This window comes from Cutibacterium acnes, assembly GCF_003030305.1.
Taxonomy (GTDB): Bacteria; Actinomycetota; Actinomycetes; order Propionibacteriales; family Propionibacteriaceae; genus Cutibacterium; species Cutibacterium acnes.
In genome coordinates, this window is the sequence record NZ_CP023676.1 from 992250 (window position 1) to 1015550 (window position 23301).

The 23301-nt window shown below is 59.8% G+C and carries 20 protein-coding genes and 1 pseudogene; 13 read left to right on the forward strand and 8 right to left on the reverse strand.

The features are described 5' to 3' along the window. Nucleotides 1-27: 27 nt before the first annotated feature. The 4 genes from CPA42_RS05015 to era are packed head-to-tail and all read left to right on the forward strand — an operon-like array spanning nucleotide 28 to nucleotide 3821. Nucleotides 28-1047 (forward strand): PhoH family protein, encoded by a 1020-nt coding sequence (locus CPA42_RS05015; RefSeq protein WP_002515542.1) that lies wholly within the window; start codon nucleotides 28-30, stop codon nucleotides 1045-1047. Continuing rightward, on the forward strand, nucleotides 1044-1511 hold the full coding sequence (gene ybeY / locus CPA42_RS05020) for an rRNA maturation RNase YbeY (RefSeq protein WP_002515592.1): 468 nt from the start codon (nucleotides 1044-1046) through the stop codon (nucleotides 1509-1511). The genes CPA42_RS05015 and ybeY overlap by 4 nt, the downstream gene beginning before the upstream one ends. Beyond that, nucleotides 1508-2806 (forward strand): hemolysin family protein, encoded by a 1299-nt coding sequence (locus CPA42_RS05025; protein ID WP_002515624.1) that lies wholly within the window; start codon nucleotides 1508-1510, stop codon nucleotides 2804-2806. Before ybeY ends, CPA42_RS05025 begins: the two co-directional genes overlap by 4 nt. Further along, nucleotides 2793-3821 carry a GTPase Era gene (gene era, locus CPA42_RS05030; protein WP_002519046.1) on the forward strand — a complete coding sequence of 343 codons (1029 nt, stop codon included), beginning with the start codon at nucleotides 2793-2795 and terminating at the stop codon, nucleotides 3819-3821. Before CPA42_RS05025 ends, era begins: the two co-directional genes overlap by 14 nt. Nucleotides 3822-3849: 28 nt before the next feature. Here the strand turns inward: era and CPA42_RS05035 are convergent, their stop codons facing one another. Further along, nucleotides 3850-5340, reverse strand: coding sequence for an amidohydrolase (locus CPA42_RS05035; protein ID WP_002515627.1), 1491 nt, complete (start codon nucleotides 5338-5340; stop codon nucleotides 3850-3852). Nucleotides 5341-5541: 201 nt separating this feature from the next. Between CPA42_RS05035 and leuA the strand changes: the two genes are divergently transcribed. Further along, complete coding sequence (gene leuA, locus CPA42_RS05040; RefSeq protein ID WP_002515536.1) at nucleotides 5542-7287, forward strand: 2-isopropylmalate synthase; 1746 nt, start codon at nucleotides 5542-5544, stop codon at nucleotides 7285-7287. A gap of 8 nt (nucleotides 7288-7295) precedes the next feature. Here the strand turns inward: leuA and CPA42_RS05045 are convergent, their stop codons facing one another. Then, nucleotides 7296-7991 (reverse strand): isoprenyl transferase, encoded by a 696-nt coding sequence (locus CPA42_RS05045; protein WP_002519045.1) that lies wholly within the window; start codon nucleotides 7989-7991, stop codon nucleotides 7296-7298. A gap of 212 nt (nucleotides 7992-8203) precedes the next feature. After that, a complete protein-coding gene (locus CPA42_RS05050; protein ID WP_002513779.1) occupies nucleotides 8204-8869 on the reverse strand; it encodes a membrane protein in 666 nt (221 codons plus the stop codon). A gap of 123 nt (nucleotides 8870-8992) precedes the next feature. On the opposite strand from CPA42_RS05050, the gene recO reads away from it, so the two are divergent. Beyond that, nucleotides 8993-9733 (forward strand): DNA repair protein RecO, encoded by a 741-nt coding sequence (gene recO, locus CPA42_RS05055; protein ID WP_002513778.1) that lies wholly within the window; start codon nucleotides 8993-8995, stop codon nucleotides 9731-9733. 97 nt (nucleotides 9734-9830) lie between these two features. On the opposite strand, the gene CPA42_RS05060 is transcribed toward recO, so the two are convergent. Together CPA42_RS05060 and CPA42_RS05065 are read right to left on the reverse strand one after the other, a co-directional pair. Next, entirely contained in the window at nucleotides 9831-10994 is a 1164-nt protein-coding gene (locus CPA42_RS05060) for a sensor histidine kinase (protein WP_002515486.1), read from the reverse strand. A gap of 53 nt (nucleotides 10995-11047) precedes the next feature. Further along, a complete protein-coding gene (locus CPA42_RS05065; RefSeq protein WP_002519044.1) occupies nucleotides 11048-11233 on the reverse strand; it encodes a hypothetical protein in 186 nt (61 codons plus the stop codon). A gap of 343 nt (nucleotides 11234-11576) precedes the next feature. Between CPA42_RS05065 and CPA42_RS05070 the strand changes: the two are divergent. Further along, nucleotides 11577-12247: pseudogene (locus tag CPA42_RS05070) on the forward strand (response regulator). On the opposite strand, the gene CPA42_RS05075 reads toward CPA42_RS05070, so the two are convergent. Then, nucleotides 12248-12664 (reverse strand): Fur family transcriptional regulator, encoded by a 417-nt coding sequence (locus tag CPA42_RS05075; RefSeq protein ID WP_002519043.1) that lies wholly within the window; start codon nucleotides 12662-12664, stop codon nucleotides 12248-12250. It lies immediately after the preceding pseudogene. Between the two features lie 194 nt (nucleotides 12665-12858). Between CPA42_RS05075 and CPA42_RS05080 the strand changes: the two genes are divergently transcribed. The 4 genes from CPA42_RS05080 to CPA42_RS05095 all read left to right on the forward strand — a co-directional run bounded on the left by CPA42_RS05080 (nucleotide 12859) and on the right by CPA42_RS05095 (nucleotide 18071). Further along, nucleotides 12859-14277 carry a glycine--tRNA ligase gene (locus CPA42_RS05080; RefSeq protein WP_120362962.1) on the forward strand — a complete coding sequence of 473 codons (1419 nt, stop codon included), beginning with the start codon at nucleotides 12859-12861 and terminating at the stop codon, nucleotides 14275-14277. A 145-nt stretch (nucleotides 14278-14422) separates the two neighbouring features. Further along, nucleotides 14423-15187 carry a succinate dehydrogenase cytochrome b subunit gene (locus tag CPA42_RS05085; RefSeq protein WP_256267182.1) on the forward strand — a complete coding sequence of 255 codons (765 nt, stop codon included), beginning with the start codon at nucleotides 14423-14425 and terminating at the stop codon, nucleotides 15185-15187. Then, a complete protein-coding gene (locus CPA42_RS05090; RefSeq protein ID WP_002515579.1) occupies nucleotides 15184-17316 on the forward strand; it encodes a fumarate reductase/succinate dehydrogenase flavoprotein subunit in 2133 nt (710 codons plus the stop codon). The genes CPA42_RS05085 and CPA42_RS05090 overlap by 4 nt, the downstream gene beginning before the upstream one ends. After that, the gene (locus tag CPA42_RS05095) at nucleotides 17313-18071 is read left to right on the forward strand and encodes a succinate dehydrogenase/fumarate reductase iron-sulfur subunit (protein ID WP_002515518.1); all 759 of its coding nucleotides are present in this window, start codon (nucleotides 17313-17315) and stop codon (nucleotides 18069-18071) included. Before CPA42_RS05090 ends, CPA42_RS05095 begins: the two co-directional genes overlap by 4 nt. Nucleotides 18072-18269: 198 nt before the next feature. Here the strand turns inward: CPA42_RS05095 and bluB are convergent, their stop codons facing one another. Beyond that, on the reverse strand, nucleotides 18270-20036 hold the full coding sequence (gene bluB, locus CPA42_RS05100) for a 5,6-dimethylbenzimidazole synthase (protein WP_002515596.1): 1767 nt from the start codon (nucleotides 20034-20036) through the stop codon (nucleotides 18270-18272). A gap of 53 nt (nucleotides 20037-20089) precedes the next feature. Here bluB and dusB point away from each other — a divergent pair, with 53 nt between their 5' ends. Together dusB and CPA42_RS05110 are read left to right on the forward strand one after the other, a co-directional pair. Beyond that, on the forward strand, nucleotides 20090-21319 hold the full coding sequence (dusB, locus tag CPA42_RS05105) for a tRNA dihydrouridine synthase DusB (RefSeq protein WP_002515525.1): 1230 nt from the start codon (nucleotides 20090-20092) through the stop codon (nucleotides 21317-21319). A 48-nt stretch (nucleotides 21320-21367) separates the two neighbouring features. After that, a complete protein-coding gene (locus CPA42_RS05110) occupies nucleotides 21368-22486 on the forward strand; it encodes an HD domain-containing protein (protein WP_024513555.1) in 1119 nt (372 codons plus the stop codon). 19 nt (nucleotides 22487-22505) lie between these two features. On the opposite strand, the gene CPA42_RS05115 is transcribed toward CPA42_RS05110, so the two are convergent. Further along, nucleotides 22506-23264 carry an ABC transporter permease gene (locus tag CPA42_RS05115; protein WP_370530968.1) on the reverse strand — a complete coding sequence of 253 codons (759 nt, stop codon included), beginning with the start codon at nucleotides 23262-23264 and terminating at the stop codon, nucleotides 22506-22508. Between the last annotated feature and the right edge of the window lie 37 nt (nucleotides 23265-23301).

The window sequence follows — 23301 nt, forward strand, 5'->3', positions numbered from 1 at the left end:
ACACCGGAGAGAACCCTGACCACGACCTTGCACATCCACAACACCGATACCGGCAAAGAGGGCGCAGCGCGCCGCGTCGTCGCGGTCCCCACGTCGATTCCCATGGTGACTTTGGTCGGGCCCAATGACGAATTCCTCAAACGACTTGAGGACGCCCTTGACGCCGACATCTTGGTACGCGGTAACGAGATTCACCTCGCTGGGCATCCCGCAGATTTGGCCGATGCTGGCGACATCCTGTCGGAGATGATCACGATCATACGCACCGGCCAGGGCCTGTCCGCCGACGACGTCGATCGGGTCGTTGCCATGACTCGCAACGGAGAAGGCCCGGCCGAGATCATGACGGCTGACATCCTCAGTAATCGCGGCAGGACAGTTCGACCCAAGACCCTGAACCAAAAACGGTATGTTGACGCGATTGACGCCAACACCGTCACCTTTGGTATCGGCCCAGCTGGCACGGGCAAGACGTATCTGGCGATGGCCAAGGCGGTGCAGGCCCTTCAGACCAAGCAGGTGAGCCGGATTATCCTTACCCGCCCGGCCGTCGAGGCGGGAGAGAAAATCGGTTACCTACCCGGCACATTGTCGGAGAAAATCGACCCCTATTTGCGTCCTCTCTACGACGCCCTACGCGACATGGTCGACCCCGATACCGTGCCACGTCTTGTCGGTGCCGGAACTGTTGAAGTGGCACCGTTGGCCTATATGCGAGGCCGCACTCTCAACGACGCCTTCGTTATCTTGGACGAGGCCCAGAACACATCACCGCAGCAGATGAAGATGTTCCTCACTCGTCTCGGCTTCGGCTCAAAGATCGTCGTTACCGGCGATATCACTCAGGTCGACCTGCCCGGTGGTATGAAGTCTGGTTTACGAGTGGTGCAGGGCATCCTCGACGGTATCGACGACATTGCCTTCTGTAACCTCACCAGCCGTGATGTCGTCCGTCACCGTCTGGTGGGCAAGATTGTTGCTGCTTACGACGTTGCCTGCGAGTCCCGTGGCGCCAAAAATTCGCGCAAGAATAGGAAGACCCGATGATCGACATCACTAATGAGTCTGGTTCTCCGTCTAATGAGGAGGGGCTTGTCGGCCTGGCGACATTTGCCCTCGACTGGTTGCGTATCCACCCCTCTTCGGAGTTGTCGATCATTCTCGTCGACGAGGAAACGATGGAGGCTTACCACGAGAAATTCATGGGTCTTCCTGGTCCGACCGACGTCCTGAGCTTCCCGATGGATGAGATGCGTGCCCCCGGCGACGACGAGGATCCGCCTTCTGGGCTACTCGGTGACATCGTGCTGTGCCCGACCGTCACAGCTCGCCAAGCTGCTGAGAATGGTCGCACTCCCGACGGGGAGGCGGAATACCTCCTCATCCACGGGTTGTTGCACCTGCTCGGCCACGACCATGCTGAACCCGGAGAGAAGCGCGTCATGTTCAGACTTAACGATGAGATCATCGCGGCATGGGATGACCATCGAGAACAGACAGGTCAGCGGTGACACGGCAAGAATGGATCGTTCTGGCGATCGCCTTCATCTTCACAGTGTTGGCAAGCCTCAATGTGGCCATGGAGACGGCCCTTCAACACATGTCTCACTCCAAGGCCGAGGAGCTTGCTGCCGACGGTAAAGCTGCGCACCAACGAGTACTTGACATGGTCGCCGATCCTGCCCCGTTCATCAACACCGCGATGCTAGTGAGGGTTATTTCCGAGGTGACAGCGACAGCACTTGTCGCGCTCCTTATTTTCGGCCACTTCGACCTGCCCTGGCAGCAGGTGCTCGTCGTCGTGGCCATCATGGTGCTTGTTGACTTCCTGACATGGGGAGTGGCTGCGCGCACTTTGGGGCGCCAACATGACACCGCCATCTGCACCTTCTGGTCTCGTCCTTGGGGAGTACTTGCCCACGTCCTTGGCCCCATCGCGGCCTTGCTTATCCTCATCGGCAACGCTCTGACCCCCGGAAAGGGATATGCCGAAGGTCCCTTTACCTCTGAGGCTGAACTACGCGAGATGGTCGACTACGCCGAGGCTTCCGACCTCATTGAGGCCGGCGAGCGGGAGATGATCCACTCAGTCTTCGAGCTAGGTGACACCCTTACGAAGGAGGTCATGGTCCCGCGTACCGACGTGGTCTATATTCCTCGGACCAAGAATCTGCGTCAGGCGATGTCTTTGGCTCTGCGATCTGGGTTTTCCCGAGTTCCGGTCGTTGGCGAAGGCTTTGACGACATCCGTGGCATCGTCTACCTCAAGGATCTCTCCCAGCGGGTACTCGACAATCCTGACGGTTACGCCACCGAAAGCGTCGAATCGATCATGCGGCCTGCCGCGCTCTGCCCAGACTCTAAGCCCGTCGACCAGGTGCTGCGCGAAATGCAGCGAGACCGTAACCATCTCGTCATCGTCGTGGACGAGTTTGGCGGCACGGCTGGCCTAGTGACGATCGAGGACATCGTCGAGGAGATCGTTGGCGAGATTGTTGACGAGTATGACGCCGAGCCCACCCTCACTGAAGAGATCGAAGACGGCGTCTTTCGAATATCCTCGCGTTTGCCGGTCGATGATCTGGGCGAACTGTTCGATCTTAAGGTCGACGATGACGACGTCGAGACGGTTGGTGGCCTCATGGCCAAGGAACTGTCTGTAGTACCCATCCCGGGATCTGTCATCATCTGGGAGGGGTTAGAGATCACCGCCGAGAAGGCGACCGGTCGCCGTCACCAGGTGGACACCTGCCTGGTAAAGCGGGCCCCCGAAGAAACCCCCGATCAGGAGTATGACGATGAGTGACGACGAGATGCCTTCGTTGGCCGATCTCATGGATGGCGATGACGAGGATATTTCCGACGTTGACTATGTGACCGCCAGGGTAGCTGAATCTACCCGAGCCGGATTCCACTCCGGGTTCGTCTGCTTCGTCGGGCGCCCAAATGCCGGCAAATCGACCCTCACCAACGCCCTGGTTGGTTCCAAGATCGCCATTGCCTCCTCGAAGCCTCAGACCACCCGTCACGTCATCCGTGGCGTAGTCACTGACGAGAAATCTCAGATCGTCGTCATCGACACCCCGGGACTCCATAAGCCACGCACCCTACTGGGTCAGCGGCTCAACGACCTCGTTTTCGACACTTGGACCCAGGTCGACGTTATCGGGGTGTGTTTGCCTTCCAACCAGCGAATTGGGCCAGGTGACACCTATCTTGTATCGCAAATCGCCGAACTTCCTCGTCGCCCCACGCTTATCGCCCTGGCAACGAAGTCCGACCTCGTGTCCAAGGCGCGGATGGCTGAGCATCTGGCCGCCATTGACAAGCTGCAAGGAGAGGTCGGCATCGAGTTCGTTGAAGTCGTCCCGTGCTCTGCAGTCTCCGGCGAGCAGATCGACGAGGTCCGCGACGTCATTGCTTCCCTGCTGCCTGAAGGGCCGGCCTACTACCCAGATGGTGAGGTGACTGACGAACCGACCGAAACCCTTGTCGCCGAGCTGATCCGCGAGGCGGCGCTTGAAGGTGTGCGCGAGGAGCTTCCCCACTCTCTGGCTGTGGAGATTGTGGAGATGGGGCCTCGAGAAGGTCAGCCGGAGGATCGTCCCCTACTGGACGTCTACGCATCCCTCATAGTGGAACGTGATTCCCAGAAGGGCATCATGATCGGTCATCATGGTTCCCATATCAAGCAGGTTCGTACCCACGCCAGGCGACAGATCGCGGCTCTGTTGGGAACGCCAATCCACTTAGACCTTCAGGTCAAGGTGTTGCCGAACTGGCAGTCCGACCCGAAATACCTCAATCGATTGGGGTTTTGAAATATTGGGTCGGTGGGAAGTGATGGTCTCACAGTGCTGCGGCCGTCACCTCTCCACCGACGACTGTTAAGTCGCTGGTGAGGCCTGCCAATGCATCACCGGACAGGTCGAAGGGATTGTGGGCCACAGCGATGACGTCTCCTGGTCCGCCCGTGACCACCTGTGTTACGTGACGGGCGCTGGCTGTGATGGCCTGGGACAGAGTAAGAGCCTGCTCAGGGTGCCAGCTTGGGCGCCGGTCACCGGTTCTCTCGACGGCCACGCGGATCGCGCCCCACGGATCGACGGGGGAGACTGGGGCGTCTGATCCCAGTGCTAACTCGGTCCCGGCTCTCACCATGTCGGCGAACCGGAAGCAGCGATCAGCGCGGTCTGACCACATGACGTCGGTGGCGTCCCGGTCGTCGACGAGGTGTAGAGGTTGGACGCTTGCTCGCACCCCGAGAGCTGCAAATCGTCGAACGTCTGCGTCAGTGAGCACTTGAGCGTGTTCGATCGACCCAGAAATCCCGGTCACCTCGAAAGCATTGAGGACCTCTTTGGCCGCTCGGTCTCCTATGGCGTGAGCCGCGCATTGCAGGTTGCCAGTTTTGGCTCGATTTATGAGGTCGACCAAATCCTCTGGCGTCACCGAGTCAATTCCGGCCCCATCAGGACCGGCTCCCGCCGGATAGGAATCCATGCACCAGGCAGTGCGCGTCGACATCGACCCGTCGACGATGACCTTAAGTGGGCCCATAGCTACTCGGCTTGGACCAGGCTTATCAGTGACGGGGGCTTGGCCAGTCGCCAGCCCCTGCGCAATTGCCTCGTCCAGGCGTTCGGGGTACACACTCACCTCGACTCGTAGCGGGCACCGGCCATCAGCTTCGCGCTGTAGCCACGTCTCGACGTCAGTGCTGAACTCCATATCGCGGATGCCGGTGATTCCCAGGCGCGCCGCCGCGGTGCTGCAGCTTCCCACCCAACCATCCAACACGTGAGGGTTGACCTGTGAGAGCTGGGTTTGGACGTCGAAACTGGTCTGTTCGCGCAGAAATCTGTCTCCCTCGATACCGAGTTTGCGCATAGCAGCGGTATTGCACCACGAGGAATGTAGGTCGGCGGAGACGAGGATAACGGCACGATCACCGGTGACGGCGTCAAGCTGACGGGCGTTGGGATTTGAGCCCCATAGCGAGGGACGGAACCCGAATCCCTGCAGAATCGGCTCGTCGCTGCCTTCGCTTCGTTTGACATGGGTGGCAACTTCCTCGAGCACCGTCTCGCAACTCGCGGTTTGGCTAACAAGGAATCTCCGGGACGCCAACGCCCACTGCCCGACGTGGACGTGCTCGTCCCACAGACCAGGCATGAGGAGGCGACCGCCAAGGTCAATACTTCGCACCCGCGCACTGTGGGCCTGCTGCTGCGCTTCGGGACCGAGGGCAAGGACGCGATCCGATAGCAGTACATCGGTGGGCTTGCCCGTCGACCCGTCGGTGAGGTCGAGGATTCTGGCATTGTGAAGCAACAACATTCCCAGATATTCCCACTGACAGCGGGTGATGTCACACGTGAGACGATTTTGAGAAATATCCCATGCTGGGGCGATCGCGGTGTACTGTGACCCGCATGTCGTGCGCGCTTCCCCGGGTGTGCCGCAGCGAGGCCCGTTGAAGGGGCGGCCTCCTTGCTGCGGGTGATTGGGCTGCCCTACACATCACATACGGGAGATACCATGACGCACATTCAGCCCCGTCCCTGCCAGCTGACCAGCCCGATGCCCAGCGGGCGTTATAAACCTTTCGTTCCGCACAAGTTGCCGGACCGTACCTGGCCAGACAAGACCTTGGGCGATGCTCCGCGGTGGCTGTCCACTGATTTGCGTGATGGCAACCAGGCCCTTGTTGACCCCATGACTCCAGCCCGCAAGATGCGGATGTTCGAACTTCTTGTTGGGATGGGGTACAAGGAGATTGAAATTGGCTTCCCCTCAGCTTCTCAAACGGATTTCGATTTCGTTCGGCAGGTTATTGAGTCCGGCATTGTCCCTGACGACGTCACCATCTCGGTGCTGACTCAGGCCCGTGAGGATCTCATCGAGCGCACCATGCAGAGCTTAGTCGGCGCTCACCGTGCCACTATCCACATGTATAACGCAGTTGCCGAACTCTTCCGACGCGTTGTCTTCAACATCGACGAAAAGCAGTGCATTGACCTGGCGCACCGTGGTACTGAGTGGGTCGTCAGGTACGCCGACAAGTACCTCGGCGACGTTGAGTTCGGCTACGAGTACTCTCCGGAGATCTTTAGCCAGACCCGCACGGACTTCGCTATCGAGGTCTGTCACTCCGTGATGGACGTGTGGCAGCCGGGGCCAGGCCGTGAGATCATCCTTAATCTGCCGGCTACCGTCGAGATGGGCACTCCGAACACCTACGCCGACCAAATCGAGTACTTCTGCCGCAATATCCGTGATCGTGAGCACGTGTGCGTCTCTTTGCACCCGCACAATGATCGTGGCACGGCGATTGCGGCCGCCGAGTTCGCGCAGATGGCGGGCGCCGATCGCGTCGAGGGCTGTCTCTTTGGCCACGGCGAGCGCACCGGCAACGTTGATCTCGTCACCTTAGGTATGAATCTTGTCAGCCAGGGAGTTGACGCGGGTATCGACTTCTCTGACATGCCAAAAATCCGCCGCACCGTCGAGTACTGCACTGGACTACCGGTGCCGGCACGCCAGCCCTACGCCGGCGACCTCGTCTTCACAGCCTTTTCGGGCTCGCACCAAGACGCTATCAAGAAAGGTCTGGAGGACCTCGAACGCCAGGCCCAGGAGCAGGGCATCGGTATCCACGAGGTTGACTGGCAGGCCCCCTACCTGACCATCGACCCACACGACGTCGGGCGCACCTACGAGGCTGTCATTCGTGTCAACAGTCAGTCCGGTAAGGGCGGCATGGCCTACCTCCTGAAGACCGAGCACCAAGTCGACCTGCCGCGTCGTCTGCAGATCGAATTCTCCGGTGCAGTGCAGAATTACACCGACGATCAAGCCCGCGAGATCAGCCATGACGAGATCTGGGATCTGTTTAACCGCGAGTACCTGCAGGTGCCCGGCATCAAGTTGGTGAGCCGCATGACGTCCACCGAGACCGGTACCCATCAGCTCACCGCCAACCTTCGGATTGATGGCGAGGACGTTCAGATCCGGGGCGAAGGCAACGGTGCGGTGTCGGCGTTTATCGACGCTCTGGCTTCCCTCGACATCGTCGTGCAAGTGCTCGACTATTCTGAGCACGCCATGACCGCAGGCGGTACTGCCAAGGCCGCCGCATACGTCGAATGTGAAATTGGGGATGGCGAGACCTCGCAGATTCTATGGGGAGTCGGCATTGACCCTGATATCGCGCAGGCCTCCCTCAACGCGGTCGTCAACGCGGTAAACCGCTCCCGTCGGCAAACCTTGGATAGGGAGTCATGATGCCGTGATCATGGGGTGGGGTTGACTTCATTGGGGACGGCCCCACCAAACCTCCGGTCCCGCTTGGCGTATTCCACCACTGCGGCCCAGAGGTCGCGGCGGTCAACGTCGGGCCATAAGACGTCGGAAAATACCATTTCGGCGTAGGCCGATTGCCACAGGAGGAAATTCGATGTGCGCTGCTCCCCGGAGGAGCGCCAAAATAGGTCGACGTCGGGGACCTCGGGCTCGTCAAGGTGAGTACGGAAGGTTTTCTCCGTGATGTGGTCGGGATCGATCTTGCCCTCAGCGGCTAGCCGGGCAATATCACGCACCGCGTCAACGATCTCTGCCCGACCGCCGTAATTGACGCAGAACTGGAGGGTGAGGACGGTGTTATCAGTTGACTGTTTCTCGGCTGATTCCAATTCCTTGATGACTGACTTCCACAGCTTGGGACGACGTCCAGCCCAACGGATGCGTACTCCCATGGCGTCGAGTTGATCGCGACGACGGTGGATGACGTCACGATTGAAGCCCATAAGCCACCGAACTTCGTCGGGCGAGCGCTTCCAGTTTTCGGTGGAAAACGCATAGGCGCTCAAATAGGGGATACCCATCTCGATGGCGCCCTCGATAACATCGAAGAGAGCATCCTCGCCACGTGCGTGACCCTCAGTGCGCCTAAGACCGCGTTGCCTGGCCCAACGTCCGTTGCCGTCCATGACGATGGCGACGTGTTGGGGGATGAGTTCCGGTGGCAGCTCGGGTGGACGAGCTCCAGACGGATGCGGCAGCGGGCCGCGCTTCGGGGGTCGCGGTGTGATTCGGGCCATGGGTCACAGCGTAGTGGCGTCGAGGACGGTAGTGGGGCCGGACTGGTGCCCTCGTGACGGTGACAACGGTAAGTTATCCGAGGTTCAAGGCCTCGATGATGTCACAGGGTCGTCCACACGATGATAATTCCGGAGCCGAGACAGGCGATGATCGAGGCAACGCTCGTCCAATGACTGATACGTTCCCGAGTGCGCCCAGAAATACCGGAGGAATTGGGTCGCAGCCGATCAATGACGACTGGAAGCCATGCCGGAATGAGGACGATCCACCATGAGATAATGAGCGTCAGGATTCTGACGACGAGTGGCAGATCGGCAGTCCCGATGCGCTGACTCGACGAGATGAATAGCGGAATGGTAGTGAAATTCGTAGCCATTCCGAGAGCCCCCCAGGTGAACATGCCGTGGGCACCAGCGGACCGCGGCCCAGAAGTTTTCTTGACTCGAGATTTTTGGACGCGGTGGGATACCCATTTCGTCCGCGCCAGATAGCAGCCGAATAAGAAGAGTAAAACGCCCAGTACACGGTCGACGGTACGTGAGGCCAGCTGACGAGAGGCGAAGTCGGTGGCAGCGCTTCCCAGCAGGCCGAAACTCGTGACGCCGATGGCGCCAAGCACCAGACCTGCCCCAGAGACAAAAGCCCAACCGTGGTTCTGCTTTTGACCGTGAACTGCCGCGTTTGCGTTGAGGATCATGACGGGACTGATAGCAGCAACGAGCACCAGGTACCAGACGCTGCCGAGCAGCGCGACAAAGGAATCCATGGGCGTCTCCTGGGGGGGGGTTCCAACAGTAGTCGACCTGCGATGAACACCTCCTACCCTCTCACAGCGATTCTGTGCAGAGCATGTTTCGGCTGCACGCCATACGGGGAGACAATAGGTGTCATGCCCACCTACCGTGACCAAGCCGTCGTTCTGCGCACGCACAAGCTAGGTGAGGCTGATCGGATCGTGTCGATGTTGTCGCGTGAGCACGGCAAGATTCGGGCGGTGGCACGAGGGATTCGACGCACCTCCAGCAAATTTGGTGCCCGTCTGGATCCGTTCAATCTGGTTGACCTGCAGTTGGTTCAGGGACGCAATCTCGACGTCGTCGCCCAGGTGGAGTGTTTGCATCCTTACTCGGCGCCGCTGCGTCAGGACTATTCTCTGTTCACCGCGGCTGAGGTCATGGTGGAGGCTGCCGACCATCTGGTGCCGGTGGACCGTGAACCGGCCCCGGCACAATACCGATTGTTGGCAGGAGCTCTGCGGGTGCTCGGCCAGGGGACGACGGACGGTCCACGGCCACCCGAGATGGTGCTGGACTCTTACCTGTTGCGCTCTCTTTCAGCATCCGGATATGCCCCGGATCTGGTCGACTGTGTCCGGTGTGGGACACCTGGGCCGCACCAGGGTTTTTCGCCCAGTTTGGGGGGCGTGGTGTGTATTAATTGTCAGCCGCCCGGAACTCCTCATCCGCACGAGGAGACGATTTCGTACCTGCGGGCTTTGCTGGTGGGGGACTGGACTGCGACGCGTGATGTTGCGTGGTCGAGGGTTCGGGAGGGGTCCGGACTGGTGGCAGCATTTGTGTCTTGGCATATGGATCGTGGTTTGCGGTCAATGCCCCTTCTGGAGCGTTGATCGCAAATCAGTTGCACTACGAGCGGCCTTCGGCATACGGAGCTCAGCCCTGATTCGTCTTTTCGGTTGGCGTGGCGCGTCAATTGTCGTTCCCGGGTCAGGTCTCACGAACTGGCTTTGCGCGTGGAATACGGGCATTAACCACCCACCAACCATTGCGCAGACCGATAGAGATCTTGCCACGAAGAAGAGAGACGCGCTCCTTGAGACGAGCAATACCCATTCCAGTCGATCGAACGGGTTCTATCTCCGGGTCGGTGGTGGGGTTGGAGACGGTTACTACGACGTCGTCCCCTTCATCCATGACGGTGATCCTGGCGGTAGCGGGACCGTTGTGCTTGATGACATTGGCAGTGGATTCGTCAAGTATTCGGTTGATGGCATCGGAGACGCTCACCGGCATTGGAGCGCACGCAACCGACGACTCGACATGCCAGCCGAGCGTTTCCAGCCGCGTGACCATAGCGGCCACCGTAGCCTCGACGGAGTCCTCGTGGGTGGGAGAGGAGATGAATGGAAGGTTACGGTTACGCAGCACTAAGAGTAGACGCTGAAGATCGTCTAGGGCAGCTCTAGACGTGTTTTCGATCGATTTGGAGGCCGTGATGACGTCCTCATTGGCGGTGTTGAGGCGTAAGGAACCTGCCAGCATGGTGATGACGGTGAGGTCCTTGGCAACGACGTCGTGGAGCTCGGCCGCAAGCTGTTGACGTTCTTCTTCGCGGGCATGCGCTGCCTGCTGAAGAGCGTCGGCAGCTTGTTCCTCGGCCTGTTCGCGGCGGTTATCGAGCCAGCGGAAAGCGGAGCCGAATCCGATGCCGATTGCGCAAGCAAGGCATGCCACCAAAAAAATGGATACCCAGCGTTCCGTATAAACGGCCGCCATAGCAGCGATGACCGTGGCGCCGATAATCAGCGGAATACAATGGCGCTTCAGGCCATGCTGGCTAGCTAAGAAGGCGAGCACAACCAACAGCGGAATGCTAAACGCTATGTCTCCGGCGATGGCGCTGCTGACCAGGCCAATGAGAAGCAACAATTCCTGTACCAGGGGATGCTTCCAACATAAGAGCGCGGCCACACTAAAGACGTATACGACAACCATCCAGACTGTCGCACTGTCGCTCCGGTGAGTTACGACAGCTACACGTAGATCGTCCAGCCCGGACAGCACCAATACGGCGATGGTAACAGCCGTAACGACAGTGGTTCGACTGCTCTTTTTGAAGATGAAGCTACGGCCAGGCGAACCACTATTCATTAGATGCGTTCTCCGCGTGTTAGACAGCCCATGCATTGGGCATAGGCGCGGGATCAGTTAAAACACCAGTCGGGGTAGAGGGTGCAAAGGCCGTCTATGATTCCCTTAACATGGGCCTTGGGTTGCGTATTCACAGCGTTCTGAGTGGGGGCGGAGTCAGTGGTGGCCTGAGCGGGGACGGCGACCGAGAAGGAGCTGATTGCTAAGACAGCCACGATGCCGGTGATGATCTTCTTCATGGGCACAATGTATCTCCTTTGAGGGGCCCTCCACAACGGTCAGGCAAAAGTGATGCGAGGAGGCTAGCACGTGCAGAGAGTAAGCCGCAGGATGCGCCGGTTGGCTGATCATCTGGCCAGATGGTCGGCCTGACCATAGACATTTGGTTACCGGTAGTCACGTTGCTAACCCGCTGCTGCTATACAGACTGCTGCGGCATGCGAGGATGGGAAGTAATGTGAGGTTGACAAGATACTTCGCGTCGCAGGCGTTATATGTCTGATCGTTGGCGCCGCGCGATCACCGTGGGTGAGGAGGTTCACTTGGGCTCAGCAGCGCCCAACGTGAGTGTAAGGAGGAGTGATGTCAGTTCGACTCGTGGTTACTGACGATCATCCGATCATGAGGCAGGCTCTTGCCGGCTATTTCTCTCGTGTTGAGGAGATGGAGGTTGTCGGCCAGGCCACTAATGGTCGTGAAGCCGTTGAGCTTGTTGATCAGCTATTGCCCGACGTTGTCCTTATGGACCTCAAGATGCCTGAAATGGACGGTCTCACAGCTACCCGAATGATCGTCTCGCGCCATCCTTCGGTCCGTGTTGTTGCCCTGACGACTTTTGCTCGTCGGGATATCGTCGTTGAGGCCATCCTTGCTGGTGCTGCCGGATACCTTCTGAAGGAATCTGAGCCGGAGGCCGTTATCGCAGGGGTTCGCGCTGTCATGGCAGGTCAAGTGACAGTGTCTCCGGAGATTGCCCGAGGTGTTGTTGAGGTCTTTTCAGCTCGGCCCTGTGGTGGGGGTCTCATCAGATTGATTTGACTCCGGTGAAATTGTCTGATGCTGATGACGACGTTCTGAAGCTTCTCGCCGAAGGGTTGTCGAACGCTGCCATCGCAGATGAACTATGTCTCAGCGAGTCCGCGGTTAAGCAGCGTCTTGGTCATCTAGCAAAGAAACTGGGAGTGCGTAGTCGTCTTGAGGTTCTCGTGAGAGCATGCGAGCTGGGCTTAGTCATCCCCCGGCTGCGTCGCTGATTACGACACTGACCTGGTGTGCACTGCGGAGCACTCCGAACAGATTCCGAACAATTCCAGTTCGTGGCCGGTCTCGCTGAACTCATATTTCGCGGCGATATCGCGAGTCCAATCCTCCAGGATTTTCTCAGGCCCAATTTCGACAGCCTTGCCGCAATTGCGGCATACCAAGTGATGGTGGTGCGCTGAGGAACAACGGCGATAGGTCATTTCGCCGTCTTCAGCGCGAATGGCATCGAGCTCTCCGTCCTCAGCCATCGTCTGCAAGTTCCGATAGACGGTTGCCAGACCAACCTGATCTCCGCGGTTGCGTAGCTGATCATGGACCTGCTGGGCGGTGAGGAAGAACGGCTCGTCGTCAAACAGAGCACGAATGGCAAGGCGCTGTTTGGTCGTGCGCCGCCGATTCTCCACCATGATCACCTCACTGCCGGGGGTCGAACTAGGCCAAATGTACTCCAGTAGCTTGTCGATTTCCCAGTGGTTGTCTGCTGGCTGACGAGGTAGTCATGCGTAGTGTAGTTACCGTTAAGCTAGTTAACGGCCTCGCCGCCCAGATATGTTCCGTAGGCGGCGCTGCCCGCGTGGGCGCCATCCGGGTGTCCACTCCAATGAGGACTTGGAAGAAAGGGACGGCTGTGGCCTCCACTAGCACACTCGACAATGTCATCAACCTCTGTAAGCGACGCGGATTCGTTTTCCCGTGTGGGGAGATCTATGGCGGCACCCGTGCTGCGTGGGATTACGGCCCATTCGGCGTCGAGCTTAAGGAGAACATTAAGAGGCAGTGGTGGCGTGCCATGGTCACCCGTCGCGATGACGTCGTTGGTCTTGACTCCTCGGTCATCCTGCCTCGTGAGGTGTGGGTGGCCTCGGGACACGTCGGAGTGTTCAACGACCCTCTGACCGAGTGCCTGTCGTGTCACAAGCGGATGCGCGCTGATCATCTACAGGAGGGCCACGCCGCCAAGCACGGGATCGCCGACCCTGATTCCATCTCGCTCGAGGAGGTCAACTGTCCCAACTGCGGCAACAAGGGGCAGTGGACCGAACCCCGAGACTTCAACATGATGCTTAAGACCTACCTCGGCCCCGTCGAGGATAAGTCGGGTCTGCACTACCTGCGTCCCGAGACCGCCCAGGGCATTTTCGTCAATTTCCAGAACGTGCTCACCAGTGCCCGCAAGAAGCCGCCATTCGGCATCGCGCAGACAGGTAAGTCGTTCCGCAACGAGATCACGCCTGGGAACTTCATCTTCCGTACCCGTGAGTTCGAGCAGATGGAGATGGAGTTCTTCGTCGAACCCGGAACCGACGAGGAGTGGCATCAGTACTGGATCGACGTTCGCACCGCGTGGTACACCGATCTCGGCATCAACCCGGATAACCTGCGCCACTACGAGCATCCTAAAGAAAAGCTCTCCCACTACTCGAAGCGCACTGTCGACGTTGAGTACAAGTTTGGGTTTTCCGGGTCTGACTGGGGTGAGCTTGAAGGTATTGCTAACCGTACTGATTTCGATTTGGGTAACCATTCCAGGCACTCTGGTAAGGATCTGTCGTACTACGACCAGGCCAACAACAAGCGCTACTTGCCTTATGTTATTGAGCCGGCGGCAGGATTGACTCGATCGCTCATGGCCTTCATGGTGGATGCTTACACCGAGGATGAGGCACCCAACGCCAAGGGTGGGGTTGACAAGCGCACCGTGCTTAAGCTGGATCCGCGTCTTTCTCCGGTCAAGGCTGCGGTGCTGCCACTGAGCCGTAATTCTGACTTGTCGCCGAAGGCCCGCGATCTTGCTGCTCGTTTACGTGAGCATTGGAATGTTGACTTCGACGATGCCCAGGCTATTGGCAAGCGCTACCGCCGTCAGGACGAGATTGGTACCCCGTTCTGCATCACCGTCGACTTCGATTCCCTTGAGGATGACGCCGTGACGATTCGTGAGCGTGACACCATGGCTCAGCAGCGTGTCAGCATTGACAAGGTTGAGGAATACCTCGGCGGTAAACTTCTCGGCTGCTGATCTGCTATACCTTTTATGCACGAAAGCATCTCGGCACACCGGGGTCGGGGCACTCACGACGGTTATCCTGACCCCGGTGTCGTTGGAGAAAACATCATCGTTTAGGCTGGTCGCGTAGCAGCGAAAGGGTGATGACTCCATGAGTGTGCCTGACGTTCGAGACCGTCGTGACCTTGAACGCGGGGGAGATGCCGTAGCGGTTCATACGCATAGCGCGGCACGTCCTTCCAACGTCACATTAAAATTGATCATGGCCATTACGGGGACGATATTCGCGTTATTCGTCTTCGTCCATATGGTCGGAAACCTGAAGGCCTTTATGGGGCCAGGAGATTACAACGCCTACGCCGAGTTTCTCCGAACCGTGTTGTACCCGCTATTTCCCGTCGGTGGGGTTTTGTGGTGCTTCCGGATTGTTTTGCTTGTGTGCCTGGTCTTGCATGTGTGGGCCGGTCTGACGATCTGGGTGAGGGGGCGACGAGCACGCGGCCGATTTTCCCGGCATAACATGAAGGCCCTGGGTTGGGGAGCCCGCACGATGGTGCTGTCAGGAATTGTCATCTTGGCTTTCGTCGTGGTGCATATCCTCGATCTGACCTTGGGCATGGGCGTACAGTCCTCATCCTTCCGGGCGCCAGTTAATGAGGGAACTCCTGACATCCACATCACCGCATACCAGAACCTCGTCGCCAGCCTGTCGCGTCCGTGGATGGCGATCTTTTACACCGTCGTCATGATCATCATTGGGCTGCACATCGCCCAGGGCGTACGTAACACCATCAATGATTTTGGCGGTACAGGACGCCGACTGCGCGCTATTTGGACGGTGATTGGTCTCCTCATCGCGCTGGCCATTGTGGTGTGCAACGGCGCACTTCCCATGCTCATTCTTGCCGGGGTGATCTCATGAATAACTGGATTGAGGCCGTCAAGAAGCCTCTCGAGATGATTACTGGGCGTCATGCGGGCGCTAGACCCGAGGAGCCTGGCGCTGAACTAGTGAAACCCGAGCAGCTCCAGCCCAGACGGGCTGAGTCGTCGTCGGTGGCGAGACGGGCTGCCAAGGGTCCCAAGGCTCGTGACATTCTCGGCCCGGCGCAGAAGAAGGCCGGCTACCTTGTTGGTGACGAATTGGACGGCAAGGCTCCCGAGGGGGATCCACTCACCGCGTGGACCCGTCGTCAAAGCGAGTACAAGCTCGTCAATCCGGCGAACCGTCGCAAGATGAACGTCATCGTGGTGGGAACCGGCCTCTCTGGTTCCGGGGTTGCCGCAACCCTCGGCCAGCTCGGCTACCACGTCGACGTTTTTTGCTTCCACGATTCCCCGCGTCGAGCCCACTCAGTTGCTGCCCAGGGAGGTATCAACGCTGCACGTGCCCGCAAGGTTGACGGCGATTCCCTTAAGAGGTTCGTCAAGGACACCGTCAAGGGTGGTGACTACCGGGGCCGAGAGGCCGATGTTGTTCGACTCGGCACCGAATCGGTACGGGTTATTGACCATATGTACGCCATCGGCGCGCCGTTCGCCCGAGAATATGGCGGTCAGTTGGCTACTCGATCTTTCGGAGGCGTGCAGGTTTCGCGCACCTACTACACCCGCGGGGAGACCGGTCAGCAGCTCGAAGTAGCCTGCTCCCAGGCCCTCCAGGCACAAATTGATGCCGGTTCGGTGACGATGCACAACCGCACCGAGATGCTTGACCTCATCGTTGCTGACGGTAAGGCTCAGGGCATCGTCACCCGTGACCTTCTCACCGGCGAGATCAAGGCATGGACGGCCCACGTCGTCATCCTATGCACCGGCGGATATGGATCGGTGTACCACTGGTCCACCTTGGCCAAAGGGTCCAACGCCACCGCGACGTGGCGTGCTCACCGTCAAGGTGCATACTTCGCCAGCCCCTGCTTCGTGCAGTTCCACCCGACCGCGCTGCCCGTCAGTTCGCACTGGCAGTCCAAGACCACGCTCATGAGCGAGTCGTTGCGCAACGACGGCCGGATCTGGGTGCCCGAGAAAGCCGGCGATGATCGTCCAGCCAATGACATCCCGGAAGAGGAGCGCGACTACTATTTGGAGCGCAAGTACCCGGCCTTCGGAAACCTAACGCCGCGCGACGTCGCCTCCCGCAATGCTCGGACTCAGATCGAGAGCGGCCACGGAGTGGGCCCGCTTAAGAACTCGGTGTACCTGGATTTCCGTGATGCCATTGAGCGTCTAGGAAAGAAGACGATTGCCGAGCGCTATGGCAACTTGTTCGACATGTATCTCGACGCCACGGGGGAGAATCCCTACGAGGTGCCCATGCGCATCGCCCCAGGAGCCCATTTTACGATGGGCGGTCTGTGGGTTGACTACGACCAGATGAGTACCATCCCGGGTCTGTTCGTCGGTGGTGAGGCGTCAAACAACTACCACGGCGCGAACCGATTGGGGGCTAACTCCTTGCTGTCGGCCAGTGTCGACGGGTGGTTCACCCTGCCACTGACGGTGCCGAACTATTTGGCTGGGTTCGTCGGAAAGCCCGTGTTACCCCTGGACGCCCCCGAGGTCAGCGCAGCCATTGAGAGGGTGCAGAAGCGCACTGATGCCTTGCTCAACTGCGGCGGAACACACCGCCCGGAATGGTTCCACCGCAAGCTCGGCGACATCCTCTATGAGGGGTGCGGGGTCGCCCGCGACGAGGCCGGGCTGCTCGACGCCCTTACAAAGGTGCGCGAGCTGCGTGAGGAGTTCTGGCGCGACGTCAAGGTGGTCGGAACGGGAAACCGACTCAACCAGGAACTCGAGAAGGCCGGTCGAGTGGCCGACTTCATCGAGCTCGGCGAGGTCATGATTCTTGACGCCCTGGACCGCCGGGAATCGGCAGGTGCACACTTCCGTAACGAGTACGCCACCGAAGCCGGTGAAGCCAAACGTAATGACGGTGACTGGTGTGCGGTTTCGGCATGGGAGACACGTCCTGATGGCACCAAGGTGCGGCATAGCGAACCGTTGTCGTTCTCGTTGATCGATCTGCAGGTGAGGGATTACCGATGAGGGTGGAACTGGATATCTGGCGTCAGAACGGCCCTGACGCCAAAGGACATTTTGAGCACCACGTTGTCGAAGATGCCGAGCCGGAGTGGAGCCTGCTGGAATTGCTCGACCGGCTCAACGATCAGATCGTCGAAAATGACGGTGATCCGATTGTTTTCGAGTCTGATTGTCGTGAGGGAGTGTGCGGGTGCTGTGGGTTCATGGTCAACGGCAAGCCCCATGGTCCGCTGCCGAATACCCCGGCGTGTCGTCAGCATTTGAGGGCATTCCCCCATATCACCCATTTCAAAATTGAGCCATTCCGCTCGGCAGCCTTTCCGGTCATCCGTGACCTAGCCATCGACCGTACGAGCATGGATCACCTGATACAGGCCGGTGGAACGGTCGACGTTATGACGGGCACGGCCCCTGATGCAGATTCGGTGCCGCAGCCGCATGCCGAGGCCGAGCAAGCTCTCGACTTCGCATCGTGTATTGGATGCGGAGCGTGCGTGGCGGCTTGTCCAAATGGCGCGGCGATGCTTTTCGCCGGCGCGAAGCTGTCGCACTTGGCGATGATGCCGCAGGGGCGTCAGGAGCGTTCGAAGCGTGCGCGACGCATGATCAACGCCCTTGATGAGGAGTTCGGTCCGTGTTCCCTGTATGGCGAGTGCGTTGAGGCCTGCCCGGTGAGCATTCCGTTGGTAGCCGTCGCCCGGGTCAACCGGGAGCGTTGGCGTGCCGGATTCCGGGGAGCAGGCAGTAAGGACAACTGAGCGTTTGGTCGCGTAGTGAAGGGCTGGTACCCGGAGGTTCCGGGTACCAGCCCTCGGCATGCAGTTGCGGGCGCAGTCGAAGTCCAGGCCAATGTTGAGAATCGGGGCGAAGTGGGTGATGGTGCCGACACGGCGGTCCTTCCTCGGTGACGACGTCGATGATGTGGAGAGAAGGTTAAAGAAAACAAGTTCACGAGCTCAGCAGGTTCGCGCGGCGGTACGGCGAACCTGCAGACCGGTGAGAATCATCTGGGCCCCAAAACATGCTCCGACGCCTTCGCCAGCGCGCATCCGCAACTCCATGAGGGCTTCCAGGCCTAACTCAGCCAGCACAATGTGATGAACCTGTTCTCGTGATGCCTGCGAAGCGACGAGCCAGCCGTGGAGACCCGGCGAGAACTTGGTCGCGATGAGGGCTGCGACGCTGGTAGCCAGACCGTCAAGGACCACCGGGGAGCCGGCCTCGGCGGCACCCAGGCACACCCCTGCCAGAACAGCGAACTCAGGGCCTCCCAAGGCGGCAAGAAGGCGCTCGGGGTCGTTGGGGTCGGTGTGAGTACGGGTCAGAGCAGCCTTGATGATCTCGGCCTTACGTTCCACCATGGCGGTATCGCTTCCAGCTCCCAAACCGACGGCCTCGTCGGGGCCCAACCCGGTCATAGCGCAGGCTAGGGCTGTGGCGATGGTGGTGTTACCGACCCCGACTTCGCCGAGACATACCAGTCCATCATGGGATGCTTCTGCCCCCAGGGCCTGCCCGTCGCGCAGCAGAGCTTCTACCTGGACAGGGGTCATGGCGTCAGCGTGGCGGAGGTCGCCACGCTCTCCGCGGATGCGGACGGACCTGGCACCCTGTACCGGCTGAGCAACCCCGGCGTCGACGACAAGGTGGGACAGCCCGGCGGCAGTTGCGGTGGAAACGCCCAGCCCGGTTCCGGCGACAGAGGCTGCCATGACGTCGTGGGTCACCGAGGCCTCGAACGCCGTGACGTCGAGGTGAGCGACGGGGTGGTCCGCTCCGACTAAGACAAGGGTGCCGCCGGTGATCTCGGTTCCACCCGCAGCCTCGACTCGGTCGAGGGTCTGGTCGAGCAGGCCGAGAGACCCGGGCGGGGTGAGGAGCTGGTCAGCGTCGTCGTGAGCGGCGACAACCTGGTAACGATTGGGGGAGTGCAGGGTCTGACGCAAGGCCGAAACGGGTGCCTCAGGCTGAGCACTATCGGGCCAGCGGTCCGCCAAGGTGACGTCGCTGAGCGGCACACGACGCGACCAACCGCGCCTCTCAAGGCCAGGAGCCGGAGGACGTTCGTCGGGCCATCCTAGGCATAGCCAACCCAGGGTCTCAACGTCGTTCGGAAGGTGAAGTAGTTCGGCCAGTTCTTCGGGCTGGAAGAGGGTCACCCACCCCATCCCCAGGCCGTGAGCTCGGGCAGTGAGCCACATATTCTCGACGGCACAGGCGCAACTCCACATGTCGGCGTCGGTGAACGTGTTGCGTCCCAGTACCCCTGAGGCCGGTGCTCGACGGTCACATGCGACGACGATGCCGACGGGGGCCTCGCGGATCCCCTCGAGCTGGAGGTCGAGGAGGTGGGCACGCCGATCGGGGGTGAGGAGTTCAGCCTGACGCAGTCGCTCTCGGTCGGCCATCACGGCAGCGCGATCACGAATGTCGGCGTCGCGCACCACGATGAACCGCCACGGCTGGCTATGGCCAACGCTCGGAGCGCGATGGCCGGCCCACAACACGGTGTTGACGAGTTCTTTGGGGACGTCGTCGTGGCGGTAACGGCGGATGTCACGTCGAGTATCGATAGCGGTGTCCAGCCCCTGTTGTACCTGGTCGCCCAGGGACCATCCGGTGGGAGCTGCGGCTCGGGTGGCAGAAGAAGTGGTGTCTCCGATTCGGGGAATAGGGCGGTCCCAGCGCCGGCTGGTAGATGGGTTCTCGTCAGGGATGATCACAGCATGAGGGTAGTGCTCGGCCCGCAGCGGCCTGTGGCCGGGATGGTGTGGCAATGCGGGTCGTGATTTCTCGTTGTGCCACTGGCGCTGGCACGACGGTTTCTGCTCAACCGGATTGCCACGCTTACCATGGGCTGGTGTTTTCCGATCCCCTGACCTTGATCGCGCCCTCTGGTGGCACCGTTTCGGTAGATACCCCGGTGGTGCTGGCCCCCATGGCCGGCGTTACCAATGCCGCATTCCGCCAGCTTTGTGCCGAACAAGGTGCGGGCCTGTATGTCTGCGAAATGATCACGTCGCGTGGCCTGGTTTACGGGGACCACAAGACCCACGGCATGCTTGCCTTTGCCGAGTGTGAAGATGTCCGGTCCGTTCAGCTCTATGGCGTCGACCCGGGAATGGTGGGCGAGGCGACATCGATCCTGTGCGAGAAGTACGGAGTCAATCACGTCGACCTTAATTTCGGCTGTCCAGTGCCCAAGGTCACCCGCAAGGGTGGTGGGGGAGTCCTGCCGTGGAAGCTCGACCGGTTTGCGGCCGTGGTTTCTGCGGCTGTCCAGGCCGGTGACGCCCATGGGGTCCCGGTCACCGTCAAGACTCGGATCGGCATTGACCCCGAGCACATCACCTACATTGATTCAGCCCGGGCTGCGGTCGATTCCGGCGCCGCTGCGGTGTGTTTGCACGCTCGCACTGTCGCCGAGGCCTACGCTGGGCACTCCCACTGGGATGCCATTGGCGAGCTTGTCAAGACCGTCGATGTCCCCGTCATTGGAAACGGTGACATCTGGGAGGCCAGCGACGCAATGGCCATGGTCGGGCAAACGGGTTGTGCCGGCGTCGAGGTTGGTCGTGGTTGTCTCGGTCGTCCGTGGCTGTTCCGTGACTTGGCCGATGCCTTCGCCGGTCGTGACACCACCACCTTGCCGACCTTGGGTGAAGTGTGCGCCATGATCCGTCGCCATGCCGAACTGTTGGTGAAATATCAGGGAATGCATGGTCTGGTGGACATGCGCAAACATATGGCTTGGTACCTTAAGGGATTCCCCGTAGGTGGGGAAACCCGTCATGTTCTCGGCCAGATTTCCAGTTTCGACGAACTCGATTCCTTGTTGGCCACCCTTGACCACGACGCCCCTTTCCCAGTTAAGGAGCTTGGCAAGGCCCGTGGTCGTCAGGGCGCCCCGCGGCGAAAGGTCGTCATGCCGCACGGATGGCTGGACACTCACACCCTTGACGACGATGATCTGTCCGCTGCTGAGATCGACGCTTCCGGGGGATGATCTCGCCTCGGGCTGGTCCCGCGACTCTGGTTAAGACAGTATAGGGACATGTCCGAAGTGGGAGAACGCGCTCGAGCCTGGGCTCTGACAATGGCTGGCCACCGTGGCTTTGACGACATTGTTCACGCCCATCCATCGAGTACCGCGCGGATCGACATCGGCGAGGTCGTTGGACGTGAAGCCCGCGAGGAGCGCGAGAACCTGCTACTGCTTCCAGGAGCTACTCGAGCTAGGGGTGCCGGCAATCGTGCCGTTGCCGAGGATCCAGATCCGGAGCGTACCTGTTTCGAGCGTGATCGGGATCGTATCGTCCATTCCACATCGTTCCGACGGCTGGCTGGCAAAACCCAGGTCGTCGTCCACCCCACTGATCACCAGCGCACTCGCCTCACCCATGCCCTCGAAGTGGCTCAGGTCGCACGGTCGATCGCGGCGGGGATCGGGGCGAATATCACCCTGGCCGACGCTATGGCCCTAGGCCACGACTGCGGTCACGGGCCGGGAGGGCACGCCTCCGAGCAGGCCTTTGATGCCTTTATCCCGGAAGGATTTGACCACGGTCCATGGGGAGCTGACGTCAGCTTGGCCAGCCTGAATTTGTGTGCTGAAACTCTCGATGGCATTCGTAACCATTCCTGGTCGCGTCCGGCGCCAGGCACGGTGGAGGGAGAGATAGTTTCTTTTGCCGACCGGATTGCCTACTGTGCTCACGACCTTGAAGATGCCATCAAAGCAGGGATCGTTACCGTTAAAGAATTGCCGCAGGTTGTTACCGAGGTGGCTGGAACAGATCGACGCACCCAGCTGTCGGTTTTCATCCGCTGTGTCATTGACACTACCTGCGCTACTGGTCGAGTCGGGATGTCCGCAGACGTCGCTGAAGCCCTGGCAGCGCTGAGAGCTTTTAACTATGAGCGGATTTATACCCGCCCTGAGTCACTCGGGCAGGCAGAGGCTGTCGTCGAGGTCTTGCATGGGCTGGTGGCTTATTACCAAGGCCATATAGACCAGGTGCCTACAGAGTTTCTGGAGACTGACGCTGACCGGATTCACCAGGTCGTCGCGTATGTGGGGGGAATGACGGATCAATTCGCTTTTTCCCATGCCGCCGAGCTGTTGGGATGGGACCGACGCCGTCTGCCTAGAGGTATGGGTAGGGGCTTTTGACAAGACGGCATGAATTTACTCACGGGTGAAGCTTGCTTGTGAGATCTTCAGGTAGCAGCTTGGCCCCTTTAATGAGTTCGTGAGCGACGATGACGGTTACCGCCTGGCCAGCCAGAATGCCGATGAGAACGAGGGCTTGTGCAGCACCTGCTTGCAGGGCTGAGCCTCCGCCTAAGAGCACGCCGACGAAGGCGCCCGGCAAGGTCACCAGACCGACGGTCGCGGTGCGGTCGACAGTCGGCAGTACCGATTCGGTGACGCTGGGTTCGGTAACCAGCGCAATGGCGTCACGACGTGGAAAACCGACAGCTAGGCCCGCCTCGAAGATGCCGATTCCCTCGCGCAAATCGGCGAAAAAACGACGGCAGGCCAAGGTGTGACCACTCATAATGTTGCCGATGATGATGCCAGCCACTGGGATCAGGGACGCCGGACTCAACGGGGCACAGCCAGTCGCAAAGATGATAAGAAGCACCGGAAGGACGCCGGCGATCATGGCTATTGCCGCCCACATCCATGCTGCAGAAACCCCGGAACGATTCGCAGTCGTATGCACAGCGATGGCGAACATGAGCACCGTGAATAGACATGCCGCCCACATATGGGCCAGAGCATAGGCAAGGATGACGGAGACGATTCCGAGCTGCACCACTGCCCGCACAGAGGCGATAACGGAAGCCTTGGCGACACCCAGACGTCCAAGAAGGGAAGCGATGACGGCCAGTGCGACGAGCAGCACCATTGCTAACCCGAGCTGCCAAGTAGGGTTTACGGTCACGGCGGACAGTTTTGCACCATTCGGGTGCTCCGGCCAC